A 12847-nucleotide genomic window follows, 5' to 3' on the forward strand; every position below is an offset into this window, starting at 1 on the left:
AGAGCTGGAGGGAATGCGATGATCTTTACGGGCACCAATGCCGCTGGCGAAACCATCACCTACCGGGACGGCAAGCGCTATCTGTGGATGCTCTCATTCATCCCGCCGCTGATCCCGCTGTTGTCCTACTGGCTCTTCCTGCGGACACACAATCCGCTGGTGACGCTGATTCCATTCGTCTTCATCTTCATCCTGATCCCGTTGCTCGATGTCCTGATCGGCGAGGACACGCACAATCCGCCGGCGGAAGTGGTCGCCGCGATGGAGGCCGATCCTTACTATCTGCGGCTGGCGCGCATCACCGTGGTATTTCCTTGGATCAACTACGTCGCCCTGATCGCCTTCTTCGGCACGCAGGAGCTGCCGTGGTGGTCCTATGTCGCCTTATTGCTCGGCGTCGGCACCATCAATGGCGGCGCGCTGCTGATCGGGCACGAGCTCGGCCACAAGGCTGACCGGCTCAACATCTTGTTCGGCATGCTCGCCAACTGCGCGGTCGGTTACGCCCATTTCCGTGTCGAGCACAATCGCGGCCATCACACCTGGGTCGCGACGCCGGAAGATCCCGCCAGCGCGCGGTTCGGTGAATCGATCTATGCATTCGCTACCCGCGAGCTGCCGGGCGCCTTCAAGCGCGGTTGGCGCAACGAGGCCGAACGGCTAACCCGGCGCGGCGAGCCGGTCTGGTCGGTCAATAACGAGATCCTGCAAGGCTTTGCGCTGACGCTCGTCGTCGCGGCCATCCTGATTGCGCTGTTCGGCTGGAAGGTCGCGCCGTTCATCGTCGCGCACCATTTCCTCGGCTGGTACGCGCTGACCCAGGCTAATTATGTCGAGCACTACGGGCTGCTGCGCGAGAAGCTGCCGAACGGCCGCTACCAGGCGGTCGAGCCGCGCCACTCCTGGAACACCAACCACATCGTCTCGAACCTGATGACGTTCCATTTGCAACGTCATTCCGACCACCACGCCAACCCGATGCGCCCCTACCAGTCGCTGCGCGATTTCGATGATATCCCGCGACTGCCGAACGGCTACACCGGCATGTTCGGCCTGGCTGCGATCCCACCGCTCTGGTTCCGCGTGATGGACCCGAAGACGCTGGCCTGGGCCGGTGGCGACAAGGGCAAGCTCAATCTGGGCGAACGACCGGCGAGTTCGTGATCCACTCGCGTTGGTCGGCTGTTGATGGTCCTACGTCTGCATTGAGCGCCGCTTCATGGCGCCGATGCCGAGGAACGAGCCGTTGACCGACGGATATTGGCTGGTGAATTCGAACGTATCGAAGCTCGGCGCTTCGAACTGCTTCAGCGCCGTCCAGAGCAGCGTCGTGTCCGGACAGGCCTGCGAGTGGATATCGTGATGCACGATGATCCTGGCATGTGAGCGCACCATGAGATGGTCGAGCATTGCACCGCGCAGGCTGTGATCCCCGTCGATATAGACGAAGTCGGGCTTCACGCGATCGACATAGGCGCTGACATCAGGCGCATTTGAGTAGGCCTGAAGATAGACCGGTTCGATCTCCGCCCGCTCGCGCAAGAGATCGCAGTAGGTCGTGATGAATGGCGTCGGATCGATCGGATCGAGCGCGACGATGGTCCTGAACTCCGCGCCGCTGTTCCTCAGCCACTCCGAAACCAGGATGAACATGCCGCCCCAGCGGCAGCCGATTCCATGAAGGACGAAATGCCGGACGCGTTGCGCGAGAGCCAGGCCAGGTACGGCGCAAGCTGGCTCGGATACTGCCAGAGGGGCAGACCTTTGCCGAAGCTCGCCGACAGTTCGGACGGCTGCTCGCGAAGCGACTCGTCGTTCAGACCGAGCGCTGGGATGAACTCCCGCTCGAGGAAATCCACGTCGGCGCGCTGAGCTGCACTCAGTCCGGCGATCGCGACGACGGCCTCACTCACGGTATCCGAAAGGCCGGCGAAACGCTGGTATCGGTCGGCTTGAGATCGCGAATATGTTGAGCATTGGCACCATCGGATCGGACGGGAGGGCACGCGCAGACGTTTTTTGTCCTGATGGTTGAACGCGGCGCACGTCCGTCTCGGGCGCAGAATCTGGCATCCGGCCCAGATATTCCGCCTCGCCTCCGGGAAACGCGCCTGGCACCAATGCGAATCGCGCCGGCGAGTTGCCACCCAGCGCCTTCAGCCGCTCGGTATCTTCCGCCGCACCGCCTCGACGCCCTCCTCGGTGACGCGATATCTGCGCCCCATCTCCGGGACGATCCAGCCCTTCTCGATCATTCCGGCAATGGTGCTCGGGCCGACGCCTGCGGGAAACGAACGGCGCGTTCGGATCGCGTCGATCGCGACCCTTTCGAGATGGGTGGCGACATGCGAGGGGCGCGCGCGAAACGCCTTCGCCATGATGAGGATCGACAGCACCTCGGCGCGCCGGCGCACCGCCGACGCGCTGCGGGTCAGTTCGTTGCTGATCTCGAGCGCGTTCTTGCCGGCCCTGGCGAGGTCTCTGAGCTTCTCGTCCTCGTCAGAGCTCCAGCGTCGCACGATCCCCATCTGCCCCTCACCGCCTGGGTACCCATCTCGAACCGATGCATACGCAGACGGTGCTGATTTGCCATGTGACTTTCGGCACCCTCTTGATGTGACGTTGGAGACTGTCACCATCAAGAAGCACGATGCCGCACTCAGTGCCTGCTGGGTTCAAGCGTGATGAGCACGCCGGTCGGCTCGGGTTCGTGCGGCCGCAGCGACGTCAGCTCCGGATCGCTCCACTCGGCAAGGCTCACCACCTCGCCGGTCTGCCCCGGCATGTCGGAACTCTGGGCGGGTTCGAGCACCTTGAGGCCACTGGTGTCGACGAAGAATGTGTGCTCGCCGAACACGCTGTTCAGTTGCGCCACCGCCGGATGATCATCCGGAAGCACCTGCGCGTTCAGCTGCGTCATGGTCTGTTTGACTTGCGTAGCATTAAGCTTCATCCGCTGCTCCTTCTTGTTGGTTCCGGCCGCCTGGTATCCTTGGCTGGTTCCTCCCCCGCCCGCACCCTTCACCGGGGCTTCGAAGTCTCGAACCGATCAGGCCATGAAACGTTCCGCACCCGCAACGCATTGACCGCGGTGTGCACGGGGTTCCCGATCGATCGATGCATGAGGCATGGCGCCGCGTCACGCCGACCGCCACTCATGTGGCGGAAGGCTTCTTCCTCGCGAGCCCTTCCAGATGCACGCGGCGCGCGGCGGACTTGCGTGTGCGCTCCCTGGTGCGGCAGGCCCGGCAGCGCGCGGCCTTGGTGAACACGTCGCCCTTGGCAGTCTCGTACCACCACTTCTGCTGCAACGGCGTCCAGACCTCGGCCACACCGCAGTCCTTGCAAACAAAGGGCTCGGGTCGATAAGTGCCGCGTTCGACGAAATCGGGGATCGAATAGCTGTTCGAGGGCGCAAGCGCGCTCGTCACGACGGCAACCTCAGCGCGCGCCCGCGCAACCCCGTAGTCGCGCAGGCGACGGTGTTCAGCGGCTTTTTGCGCCTGCAGGCGGAGCCGTCGGCATTGCGCCGCTTCGCATCGATCTTCCCACGCTTCTGCCTGTTGCTTTTCACGTCCGCACACCGCATCGCACGTCGAACCAAATGCCCGGTCAACCAGGCCCGCCCGGCCGCATCAAAGATGGGCTGCAGTTCGGCCGCTGGCTTGCCACAGTAGCCGCAGCATTGCTGGGCGGCCAGATCATTCCAGGCGAAGCTAGGTGCGCCCCTGTTCCGCCGGTCGCATGTGGATCAGAGCGTCGAGCGGCGAACTCCAGGATCTCGGCCTCGCCGATCGTATAGCTGCCGAGCTGGAATGTCTGGCCTTCGGTGAGATTTTCCATCGCGCGCCTCCGTCTGTTGCACGACGATAGACCAACGCTGCGGGCTTTCCATGACCTCTGAAGTCGTAACTTCACGCGCAGCGGACGCGAGCGGCACCAGCTGCGCGCGCCTCGCCTGAGCAAGCAGCGCTACTGCAGCCGCGCCGCCCTCGCCTTGGCGGCCTTCACCGTGTTCTCCATCAGGCAGGCGATGGTCATCGGGCCGACGCCGCGCGGCACCGGCGTGATCGCGCCGGCGACCTGCACCGCCTCGTCGAAGGAGACGTCGCCGCACACCGCGTAGCCGCCGTCCGGCTTCGCAACGCGCGTAGTGCCGACGTCGATGACGATGGATTGCGGCTTGATCCAGTCACCACGCACGAGACCCGCCTTCCCCACCGCGCTGACCAGGATATCGGCCTGACGGCAAATCTTGCTGATGCCGCGGGTGTGGATGTGGGTCTGCGTCACGGTCGCCCGCTCCTGCAGCAGCAGCGCGGCCATTGGCTTGCCGACGATGTTGGAGCTGCCGATCACCACGGCATGAGCGCCGGTGAGATCGGGCCGGATCGATTTGATCAGGCGGAGACAGCCGAGCGGCGTGCACGGCACCAGCGCATCGTTGCCGTGAAACAGCCGGCCCGCGTTCAGCGCGTGCAGGCCATCGACATCCTTCGCGGGATCGACCGCCGCCATCACGCGCAAGGCGTCGATATGCGCCGGCAGCGGCAGCTGGATCAGGATGCCGTCGACATCGTCGCGTGCGTTGAGCGCGTCGATCCTGGCCAGCAGATCGGCCTCGCTGGCTTCATCCGGCAGGCGTTCGACCTCGCCGCGCAGGCCAAGCCGCTCGGCCATCCTGACCTTGCTTTGCACGTAGATCTGGCTCGCCGGGTCACAGCCAACCAGCACGACGGTGAGCCCGGGCGCGCGGGGCAGCCGGTCCAGTTCGCTCGCAACCTTGTCGATTACAATTTGGGCATGTGGATGCCCGTCAAGAATGTTCGCCGTCATGGCACCTCCGTTTCGAAGCGGTGCCCAGGCGCGCGGCGTTCAGTCTCTGCGCTCCCCGATGGTGGTCCATCCAAGCGCCAGTCGCGCAGATGGCGGCGTCATAGCCGCCCGGCCCGGCAAACGCAAATGACGCTCGCTTGCGGCCCAACCGGCGACGAATTGCCCCCTTTTTTTGCCGGTGGATCGGTGCCGGGCGGGCCTCTTCCGGGGGTAGGATTCGGACAAAACTTGCGATAAGTGTCGGCGCTTGCCGGGCTTTTCCGATCCCCGGCGCCATCCTTCCGGTCATCACGCCACTTCGGATATTTTCACCATGAGATATATCATCCTCGCGCTGGCGCTCTTCTGCCCGGCTGCCGCGCTTGCCCAAGGCACCACTCCGGTCACCACGCCACCCCCAGCCGCCGACAGACCTGCGGCGACCCCGCAGCCGATGGTGGGCGACAAGCCGCTGGTCCAGGTCGGCAAGAAATCGGCGGTCACGAAGGGCGAGAAGGCTGCACCCGGCAAGCCGCAATCGGTCGCGCAGAAGCTCCAGGCCTGCCAGGACATCGACGACGCCACCAAGGAGCGGCTGATGTGCTACGACGAGATCTTCAAGCCGCAGCCCAAGCCGAAGGCCGCCCCTGCCAAGGGCGTCGCCGAATGCCGGTTCGTCAAGGAAGAGGACGAGCGGCTGACCTGCTACAATGGCTTCGCCGACAAGATTCCGCGCCTGCCGCGCTAGCCACTTCAGGCCACCCAAGCGCCAGTCCGCAATTGGTGGCCGCTTGGTGTGGCGGACATGAAAACGCCGCCGCAAGTGTTTGCGGCGGCGTATTCATTGCCGGTTGCGGCGTGTCCTTGCTTACCAGGTTCCGAACCCGCCAAAGAAGCCCATCCGCGGCTGCTGCTGCGCGACGCGGTAAGGCTGGTACATGCCGGGCTGGGCCAGCCGCATCGGCTGCTGGGGATGGGCGTGGTAGCGCGCGACCTTGCGCTTCTTCGGTGCCTGAGCTTGAGCCGGCTGCTCGGCCAGCTTCGCCTCGGCCACGACCGCGCCCTTCTGCGCGTCAGCCTTCTCCGGCGGAATGAACTGGGCGAACGTGTTGCGAACGCGGGCCTGCGCCGAGGCATCGCCGGCGGCCGGCGGGGTCGCCGCGGCGACTGCGTTCACCTGCGCAGGAACGATGGTCGGCAGGTTGGTGTCGTACACCACCCGCTCGGGCAGTTTCTGGCTCGACTTGATGCGTACCATGGTCTTGTTGTCTACGCCGGACGACGACAGGCCCTGGTTCTGGCCGGCGACCACGGCCTCCTGCGGCACGATGGCATTGACAACGAAGAGCAGCGCAAGCAGCACGCCACCAACGAACAGGAAATAACGCGCCACAGGCATTTTGGGTGCTCCCCCCGCGCCACGGCGCGGCTCAACTCGACGCGATGACGTCGGTCATCGCGCAACGAACTCATCGTCTGCGCATGATCACCCGGACGGTCGCCATCCAGCGCTTCCGGATCGTTCTCTAACGGTCGGCCTATTAGTTAGTTCCTGCCCGGCCGTTACGGTTCACCCGGCAATTCAATTCCCGGTCACTTTTTCGGGATACGTGGTTTAGACCCGGCTGGCGGTCACGACCGAGCATTTCGCCTTGTTTGCGTTAACGTTGACGAACCCGATCAGCATCCGCGGGTAGGTCTTGCGGCTCTTCATGGCGATGGTGTCCGGGATCAACCGCTTGCGTTCGGTCACGGGGCTGCCGTCGCTACGGATGAAGGCGCAGGCGATCTCGATATCCTTCACCGCGAAATCGTTGGCATTGCGCAGTGTCAGGGTAACGAGCACCTTGGAACCCAGCCCGCCGCGCTGCCAGGACTGCGAGGCGATCCGCAGCCGATCCAGCGGCGATCTTTCGCCGGGCTCGGGCCGCCTCGCCTCCTCTGCGGTCGACGGAGTGATCGCCGCCCCGACCGTGGCCGGCTCATCTCCCGCGATATCCTTTGCGGCCTGTGGCGCCCGGGTCGATGCATCCTGCGCGCTGCGAACCACGGTGGAAGACACCGGCCAGACATCCTGGTCTCCGGCATCACTCGGCTCCGGGAGCATGAACCAGGCCGCAATCCCAGCGACCGCGATTACCGACAGCAGCAGGCTCGCGTAGAAGCCGCCCTCACCAAGACGTCCGGCGGCAAACCTTCGAAACGACGCCAGGCCGATCCGCATCGTCGTGCCCTCACCCTCGCCCGATCAAGCCGCCACCCCGCTGCGGTCACCGCGAGCATCGCTTCATGCGGCATCCCGGGACGGCCGCAGGTCGAGCGGCCACGCGAGAACAATCACCGGCGGCCGGAATGGTTTCATTCCGGGACGACAATCTTGCGACAGGCTGGACGGGATGGCATCACGGTCGGCCGCTCGCTACATTCGCGCCGCCCAAGAGCGAGTGCCGCGCACCCAAGTGGCGCGAGAATAACAAGGAGACCGCAATGCCCGTCGTCACCTGGGACCACGTCCATCTGCGCAGCCCCGATCCGGAGGCCACCGCGACCTGGCTGCGCGACATTCTCGGCGGCGAGATCATCCGCGGCCCCGGCCGCATCGACGTCCAGCTCGGCGGCGCCAAGGTGTTCATCGCCGAGGTGTCGCAAGGCGACGGCGTCAACGCCCCGCCGGTGACGCCGTATCAGGGGCTCGATCATTTCGGGCTGACCGTGAAGGACATCGACGCGGTCGCTGCCGAGATCAAGGCCAAGGGCGTCGAGTTCACCAAGGAACCGACCACGATCCGCCCCGGTGTGCGGATCTGCTTCATCCGCGGGCCGCAGGGCATCTCGATCGAGCTGCTCGAGCGCGACAGGAAATACGCGTGAGCGATCCCGGTCCGCTACGTCATGCTGCCGGGCATGAAGCAGCGGATCGTTACGCCCATGTAGCTCTTGATCGGCCAGACCATGGCGCGGCCGACCCGGTTGGGCTCGGTGACTACGGCCTCGTCGGGGACGTCGACCCAGGCTCCGTCTAGACGCACGCGGTAGTGTCCGTCCTTCGATTCCCAATCGACGTCGCTAACCGCGCTGCCGTCGGCATCCGAGCAGCATGGCCCCTTGCCGCTGCGCAAACCGTCGAACCATTCCTTGAGTGGCGAATTGGCGTAGCGGCCATCGGGATCGCGCGCCCGCGCGATTTGCACGGCCGCGGCCAGCACCAGCATCATCAGCCCGAGAGACACCATCACGCGGCCCCCACGACGAGGCCAAGTTCCATTGGCATTGCGAGGGCGCGCCAAGCGACGGCCCGATTCAATCCAGTCTGACATGTGTTCGCTCCAGCACTCACCGGCCAGTGCAACCAGAGCTATGCATTTCGCGGGCCAGTTCGATTCGCGCGCATGGTCCGCTGTCATCGCGCCGTCACACCGCCTGGCAGGAACCGAGGGTTCACGTCCGCTCCGGGCCCCGGAATCAACCTGCCGCATTGCACGAGGTTGCTCGCTTTGGCATAAAAAACCAATCCGGATTGCTGCGGGCGCGGCAGCCGGTAAATGGGACGTTATGAAGAACGGGCTGTACTCAATCCACGTCACCCTGCTGGACGGACGCGTCGGCAAGGGCAGCGGAGTGATTCTCTTCCGCGACGGGCAAATTCTCGGCGGCGATGCCTATCTCTATTACACGGGCAGCTACACGGTGAAGGGTGATGCGTTCAAGGGCGAGATCCTTGTGCAGCGCCACACCACGCCACGCGAGACCGACAACCCGCTGTTCGGCGGGCCCGCGCCGGTCGGCATCGGCCTCTCCGGCACCTTCACCGATACCCGCGGCACCATGAGCGGAACCGCGCTGGTCGGCAAGGCAAGCCTGATCTTCGGCGCCACGCTGCACAAGCTCGCGGATATCAATTAGCTTTTCGAGGCTCGCTGCTAGATCCGTAACCCCGGGTCGACGGCCACTAGCGGGGCCCGAGCATCCTCGAGACGCGGCTTCGCCGCGTCTCAGGGTGACGAGAACGGGCTGAGCTTGCAGCTGCTTTCCCTATTCACGATATCTCTCACGTCGCGCCGTGTGCTTCGACATGGAGCGCGTAGATCGAATGGCACGAGGCCATGTACAGGCGGTTGTTCTTGGGTCCGCCGAAGGTCAGGTTCTCGCAGCGCTCCGGCAGGCGGATGAAGCCGAGCGGCTTGCCCTGCGGGTCGAACACCATCACGCCGTCGAGATCCTCAGGCCTGCCCTTGAGCTGATAGACCTTGCGGCCGCCGGCCTCGACAGGCTCCGACTGCAGCGCGCCGTTGCTGCCCCAGCCGCACCACAGGTTGCCGTCGCGATCGACGCGGAAGCCGTCGAGCGATCCCTGATCGACGGCGTCGATCAGCTTGGTCTTGTTGGAGACGGTGCCGTCGGCATTGACGTCGTAGCTCCAGATGCTGCGATTCGGCGTGCCCTTCCACTCGACGACGTAGAGCTTCGTCTCATCCGGCGAGAACGCGAGCCCGTTGGGATTGACCAGATCGGTGATCACCGCCGTCAACTTTCCGTCGGAGCCGATCCTGAACACGTTGGTGTTGTCCTGCTCGCGCTTGGCCTTGAAGCCTTCCCACTCGCCGGCGATGCCGAACACAGGATCGGTGAACCAGATGGTGTCGTCCGACTTCACCACGATGTCGTTCGGCGCGTTGAGGCGCTTGCCCTCGAAGCTGTCGGCCAGCACGGTGATCTTGCCGCTCTTCTCGGTGCGCGTAATCCGCCGCGTCACCGAATGCTCGCAGGTGACGAGCCGCCCCTGCCGATCGCGGGTGTTGCCGTTGGCGAAGTTGGCGGGGCTGCGAAAGACGCTGAGGCTGCCGTCCTTCTCGCGATACTTCATGATGCGGTTGTTGGGGATGTCGCTGAACAGCAGATAACCGCCTTCGGGGAAGTACACAGGCCCCTCCGCCCAGCGCAGGCCGGTCGCGACCTGCTCCAGCGTAGAGCTGTAGAGCCGGTACTTGGCGAACGCCGGATCGAGGATTTCGACAGCCGGATCCGGATAGCGCTGACTGGGCCTGAACGGGAACGACTGCGCCATGGCCCGGCCCGTCGCCGCGCTCGCTAAGCCCACGCCGATGCCGGCCACCAGATTGCGCCGTGAGATCATATCGTCCTCCCTGCCGCTGCCGTCCGTCGATTCCCGGATCCGCTGAGCGAGCCGTAGGGGTCTTGTCGCAGGTGGTCCAATGCCGTTCAGGCATCGGTTGATACTGATCGAATATGGATACTCCGACCGTCACCCTGACAAGCGCGCAGCGGGCCAGCCGGCAAACGTCGGCCGAAAGCGCCCTACTCCGCGGCCTGCTCCAGCGGCGCGACGCGCGGCAGGATCATCTGGATGCGGGTGCCGTTGCCCGGCGCGGAATCCAGCGAGAGGCGGCCGCCGAGGCGGTTGGTGACGATGCTGTAGACGATGTGCAGCCCGAGGCCGGTGCCGCCCTGGTCGCGCCGCGTCGTGAAGAACGGATCGAAGGCGCGACGGCGCACGTCGAGGCTCATGCCGCAGCCATTGTCGGCGAAAATCACCTCGACATAGTCGTTGCCGGAGGCGTGCACCTGGATCTCGACTTCGCCGGCCTTGCCGTCCGGGAACGCATGCGCGACCGCGTTGAGGAACAGATTAGTCAGCACCTGGCCATACGGTCCGGGATAGGAATTCATGATCAGGTTCGGCTCGCAATCGACGTTGAGCGTCAGATTGTGCTTGCGCAGGCCGGGCCGCAGACTCATCACCACCTGCTCGGTGAGGTCGCCGAGATCGAAGCTGCGTTGGTCCGAATAGTTACGGTCGGCGGCGACCTGCTTGAACGACTGGATCAGCTCCGCGGCACGGTTCAGATTGGCGACGAGCTGCGAGGAGGCGTCCCGCGCCGTGTTCAGGAAATCGTTGAGGCTCGAGCGGCGCAGGTCGCCGCGCTCGACCTGGGTCGCGAAGTTCGCGGTCTTGCGCTCCAGCGCGGAGGCCACCGTGAGGCTGATGCCGACGGGATTGTTGACCTCATGAGCGACGCCGGCCACGAGGCGGCCGAGCGCGGCGAGCTTCTCGGCCTCGATCAGCGAATTCTGGGTTTCCCGCAAATTGCGCAGCGCCGCCTCCGCGGAATCCCTCGCCTTGCGCATCTCCTGTTCGGACCGCTTGCGCTCGCCGATGTCGAGCGCGACCGTGACGATGTTCTCGATGTCGCCCTGCGCATCGACGATCGGCAGCTTGTTGACGAGCCATTGCCGCATGTTGCCGGCTGCGTCCTTGTACTCTTCCTCATAGAACCCGAGCTCGCGGCGCACCGACAGCACACGCTTGTCGTTCTCGTCGGTCTTGGCTGCGCCATAGCGCGCCATCAGCTCGGCGGTGGTCTGGCCGATCGCGTCCTGCGGCTCGATGCCGAAGATGCCCGCCATGTAGCGGTTCATCAGCACGTAGCGCAGGTCGCGATCCTTGACATTGATGACTGCGGGCACCGTGTCGATCACCATCTGCAACAGCCGGCGGCCTTCGGCGATGGCATCCTCGGCGCGCTTCTGGTCGGTGATGTCGCGCACCGTGCCCTCGTAGCGGATCACTTCGCCCTCGTCGTTGCGCACAACGGTCGCGGAATCGGACAGCCACAGCACGGTGCCGTCGCGCGAGCGCACCTGATATTCGTAGTCGCGCACCGTGCCGTCGCGCAGCATCAGCTGCTGGTACTGCTGGCGCGCCGCCGGATCGACGTAGACGGTGGAGGCGATGTCGCCGATCCCATTGATCAGGTCCTGCGGCGTGGCATAGCCCATCATCCGCGCCAGCGCCGGATTGGCGTTGAGCAGCGCGCCGCCCGGCGTCGTGACGTAGATGCCGTCGACCGACGCCTCGAACAGCTTGTGGTAGCTCTCCTCGGCGAGCCGCTGCTCGGCAAGCGCGCGCAGCGCGGCCTCGCGCGCGCTGTCGGCGTCGACGAGGGTCTGACGGAACACTTCGGCGGCGCGCGCGATATCGCCGATCTCGTTGTCGAGGTCGGCACCCGGAATGAACGCGCTCTTCTCGCCGCCCGCGACCTTGCGGATCGATCCGGCGATCCTGGCGAGCGGGCGAACGGTGCGGCGAACCACCAGCACCGAAGCGAACAGGCCGATCAGCACCCCCGCGGTGCCGAGCACGATGCTCTGCCATTTTGCCTCCGCCAGCGTGCGCGCAAAATCGCGCGACAGCACATGGCCGCGACGGGAGCTGAGCTCGCGCAACAGCTCGGTGACCTTTTGGATCAGGCGGCCTTCGGCGCCGAGCACCTCGCGGTCGATGTCGGCGATCTGGCCCTCGCGCACTGAAATCGCGCTGATCGCTTCGGCATAGTTGTCGACCGCGCCGCGTAGTGTGGGATCGGCGATGGTCATCGCCCGCATGCTCTGCGCAGCCTGCTCGGCGGCCGACGTGTTGTGCGCCAGGAGCGCGGTGGCGATACGGCTCTGGGCCTGCGACAGCGTGTTGGCCAGCGCCGCATCATTGCTCGCGGCGACCGCTTTGTCGAACGCGTCGCGCAGCGGCGGCAGCCCGGCGACGATCTCGGCGCGGCGGCTAAGCAACGCCGAGATGCGTTCGATCCCGCTGCGATAAGTCGCCAGCCGCTGGGTGACGCCGTCGATCATGTCCTGCTGCTCGGGCGCCAGCTCGATCCGGGTCTTCTTCAGGATCTCGCTCAGCGACTGGGCCGCCTCTGCGACCTGGGCCGACTGATTGCCGGGCTCGGTGACGAAGTCCCGCGCCGCCAGCCGCAGCTCGTTGGTGCGCCGGTCGATATCCTCGGCGATGTCGCCGACGCTTTGCAGCCGCTGCAGCTCGGCGAAGGTCGTGTCGATGTGCCGGATCGCGATCACGCTGGCCGTGGACGTGATGATGATCACAGCCAGCACCAGCAGGAAGCTGCCGAACGTGAGCTGGCCAATCGAGAGGGAGAACGCACGCGGCGCTTGCGAATTCGGCGGCAATTCAGCGGTCATGTCATCAAGGCCGGGGTCCAATGCGCCCCAATAT

16 protein-coding genes and 1 riboswitch are annotated in these 12847 nt (G+C 65.1%); of the genes, 4 read left to right on the forward strand and 12 right to left on the reverse strand.

What is annotated here, in order from left to right:
- Positions 1 to 18 precede the first annotated feature (18 nt).
- Entirely contained in the window at positions 19 to 1164 is a 1146-nt protein-coding gene (locus AKN83_RS21785) for an alkane 1-monooxygenase (protein ID WP_050405597.1), read from the forward strand.
- Positions 1165 to 1194: 30 nt separating this feature from the next.
- Here AKN83_RS21785 and AKN83_RS21790 read toward each other — a convergent pair whose 3' ends face one another.
- The 7 genes from AKN83_RS21790 to AKN83_RS21815 all read right to left on the reverse strand — a co-directional run bounded on the left by AKN83_RS21790 (position 1195) and on the right by AKN83_RS21815 (position 4836).
- Positions 1195 to 1653: a class I SAM-dependent methyltransferase gene (locus AKN83_RS21790; protein ID WP_050405598.1), complete on the reverse strand. Its 459-nt coding sequence runs from the start codon at positions 1651 to 1653 to the stop codon at positions 1195 to 1197.
- Complete coding sequence (locus AKN83_RS21795; RefSeq protein WP_050405599.1) at positions 1626 to 1913, reverse strand: hypothetical protein; 288 nt, start codon at positions 1911 to 1913, stop codon at positions 1626 to 1628. The genes AKN83_RS21790 and AKN83_RS21795 overlap by 28 nt, the downstream gene beginning before the upstream one ends.
- Before the next feature lie 243 nt (positions 1914 to 2156).
- Positions 2157 to 2528, reverse strand: coding sequence for a hypothetical protein (locus AKN83_RS21800; protein WP_050405600.1), 372 nt, complete (start codon positions 2526 to 2528; stop codon positions 2157 to 2159).
- 131 nt (positions 2529 to 2659) lie between these two features.
- Complete coding sequence (locus AKN83_RS21805) at positions 2660 to 2953, reverse strand: hypothetical protein (RefSeq protein ID WP_050405601.1); 294 nt, start codon at positions 2951 to 2953, stop codon at positions 2660 to 2662.
- Positions 2954 to 3155: 202 nt separating this feature from the next.
- Positions 3156 to 3584 (reverse strand): zinc-ribbon domain containing protein, encoded by a 429-nt coding sequence (locus AKN83_RS21810; protein ID WP_206600799.1) that lies wholly within the window; start codon positions 3582 to 3584, stop codon positions 3156 to 3158.
- 28 nt (positions 3585 to 3612) lie between these two features.
- Positions 3613 to 3843, reverse strand: a complete 231-nt coding sequence (locus tag AKN83_RS39820; RefSeq protein ID WP_157113499.1) for a hotdog family protein — start codon at positions 3841 to 3843, stop codon at positions 3613 to 3615.
- Between the two features lie 129 nt (positions 3844 to 3972).
- Positions 3973 to 4836: a bifunctional 5,10-methylenetetrahydrofolate dehydrogenase/5,10-methenyltetrahydrofolate cyclohydrolase gene (locus tag AKN83_RS21815; RefSeq protein ID WP_050405603.1), complete on the reverse strand. Its 864-nt coding sequence runs from the start codon at positions 4834 to 4836 to the stop codon at positions 3973 to 3975.
- A gap of 15 nt (positions 4837 to 4851) precedes the next feature.
- Positions 4852 to 4931, reverse strand: a riboswitch (ZMP/ZTP riboswitch).
- A 218-nt stretch (positions 4932 to 5149) separates the two neighbouring features.
- Here AKN83_RS21815 and AKN83_RS21820 point away from each other — a divergent pair.
- A complete protein-coding gene (locus tag AKN83_RS21820) occupies positions 5150 to 5563 on the forward strand; it encodes a hypothetical protein (protein ID WP_050405604.1) in 414 nt (137 codons plus the stop codon).
- A gap of 120 nt (positions 5564 to 5683) precedes the next feature.
- Here AKN83_RS21820 and AKN83_RS21825 read toward each other — a convergent pair whose 3' ends face one another.
- Both AKN83_RS21825 and AKN83_RS21830 read right to left on the reverse strand, forming a co-directional pair.
- Complete coding sequence (locus tag AKN83_RS21825) at positions 5684 to 6214, reverse strand: hypothetical protein (RefSeq protein WP_063695457.1); 531 nt, start codon at positions 6212 to 6214, stop codon at positions 5684 to 5686.
- A gap of 216 nt (positions 6215 to 6430) precedes the next feature.
- On the reverse strand, positions 6431 to 7039 hold the full coding sequence (locus tag AKN83_RS21830) for a hypothetical protein (protein ID WP_050405606.1): 609 nt from the start codon (positions 7037 to 7039) through the stop codon (positions 6431 to 6433).
- Positions 7040 to 7302: 263 nt separating this feature from the next.
- Here AKN83_RS21830 and AKN83_RS21835 point away from each other — a divergent pair, with 263 nt between their 5' ends.
- Complete coding sequence (locus tag AKN83_RS21835) at positions 7303 to 7686, forward strand: VOC family protein (protein WP_050405620.1); 384 nt, start codon at positions 7303 to 7305, stop codon at positions 7684 to 7686.
- A gap of 14 nt (positions 7687 to 7700) precedes the next feature.
- Here AKN83_RS21835 and AKN83_RS21840 read toward each other — a convergent pair whose 3' ends face one another.
- Positions 7701 to 8132, reverse strand: coding sequence for a hypothetical protein (locus tag AKN83_RS21840; protein WP_083992156.1), 432 nt, complete (start codon positions 8130 to 8132; stop codon positions 7701 to 7703).
- Positions 8133 to 8367: 235 nt separating this feature from the next.
- Between AKN83_RS21840 and AKN83_RS21845 the strand changes: the two genes are divergently transcribed.
- Positions 8368 to 8718, forward strand: a complete 351-nt coding sequence (locus AKN83_RS21845; RefSeq protein WP_050405607.1) for a GrlR family regulatory protein — start codon at positions 8368 to 8370, stop codon at positions 8716 to 8718.
- 145 nt (positions 8719 to 8863) lie between these two features.
- On the opposite strand, the gene AKN83_RS21850 is transcribed toward AKN83_RS21845, so the two are convergent.
- Together AKN83_RS21850 and AKN83_RS21855 are read right to left on the reverse strand one after the other, a co-directional pair.
- A complete protein-coding gene (locus AKN83_RS21850) occupies positions 8864 to 9949 on the reverse strand; it encodes an SMP-30/gluconolactonase/LRE family protein (RefSeq protein ID WP_050405608.1) in 1086 nt (361 codons plus the stop codon).
- A gap of 182 nt (positions 9950 to 10131) precedes the next feature.
- A complete protein-coding gene (locus tag AKN83_RS21855) occupies positions 10132 to 12813 on the reverse strand; it encodes a PAS domain S-box protein (RefSeq protein ID WP_050405609.1) in 2682 nt (893 codons plus the stop codon).
- Positions 12814 to 12847 lie beyond the last annotated feature (34 nt).

The sequence above is a fragment of the Bradyrhizobium embrapense genome (assembly GCF_001189235.2).
GTDB lineage: Bacteria > Pseudomonadota > Alphaproteobacteria > Rhizobiales > Xanthobacteraceae > Bradyrhizobium > Bradyrhizobium embrapense.

What these genes read in the sequence shown, in the direction of transcription:
- AKN83_RS39820 (WP_157113499.1), bottom strand. Translation starts at nt 3,843, where the DNA reads ATGGAAAATCTCACCGAAGGCCAGACATTCCAGCTCGGCAGCTATACG.
- AKN83_RS21845 (WP_050405607.1), top strand. Translation starts at nt 8,368, where the DNA reads ATGAAGAACGGGCTGTACTCAATCCACGTCACCCTGCTGGACGGACGC.
- AKN83_RS21785 (WP_050405597.1), top strand. Translation starts at nt 19, where the DNA reads ATGATCTTTACGGGCACCAATGCCGCTGGCGAAACCATCACCTACCGG.
- AKN83_RS21840 (WP_083992156.1), bottom strand. Translation starts at nt 8,132, where the DNA reads ATGTCAGACTGGATTGAATCGGGCCGTCGCTTGGCGCGCCCTCGCAAT.
- AKN83_RS21835 (WP_050405620.1), top strand. Translation starts at nt 7,303, where the DNA reads ATGCCCGTCGTCACCTGGGACCACGTCCATCTGCGCAGCCCCGATCCG.
- AKN83_RS21855 (WP_050405609.1), bottom strand. Translation starts at nt 12,813, where the DNA reads ATGACCGCTGAATTGCCGCCGAATTCGCAAGCGCCGCGTGCGTTCTCC.
- AKN83_RS21850 (WP_050405608.1), bottom strand. Translation starts at nt 9,949, where the DNA reads ATGATCTCACGGCGCAATCTGGTGGCCGGCATCGGCGTGGGCTTAGCG.
- AKN83_RS21805 (WP_050405601.1), bottom strand. Translation starts at nt 2,953, where the DNA reads ATGAAGCTTAATGCTACGCAAGTCAAACAGACCATGACGCAGCTGAAC.
- AKN83_RS21820 (WP_050405604.1), top strand. Translation starts at nt 5,150, where the DNA reads ATGAGATATATCATCCTCGCGCTGGCGCTCTTCTGCCCGGCTGCCGCG.
- AKN83_RS21830 (WP_050405606.1), bottom strand. Translation starts at nt 7,039, where the DNA reads ATGCGGATCGGCCTGGCGTCGTTTCGAAGGTTTGCCGCCGGACGTCTT.
- AKN83_RS21790 (WP_050405598.1), bottom strand. Translation starts at nt 1,653, where the DNA reads ATGTTCATCCTGGTTTCGGAGTGGCTGAGGAACAGCGGCGCGGAGTTC.
- AKN83_RS21825 (WP_063695457.1), bottom strand. Translation starts at nt 6,214, where the DNA reads ATGCCTGTGGCGCGTTATTTCCTGTTCGTTGGTGGCGTGCTGCTTGCG.
- AKN83_RS21800 (WP_050405600.1), bottom strand. Translation starts at nt 2,528, where the DNA reads ATGGGGATCGTGCGACGCTGGAGCTCTGACGAGGACGAGAAGCTCAGA.
- AKN83_RS21815 (WP_050405603.1), bottom strand. Translation starts at nt 4,836, where the DNA reads ATGACGGCGAACATTCTTGACGGGCATCCACATGCCCAAATTGTAATC.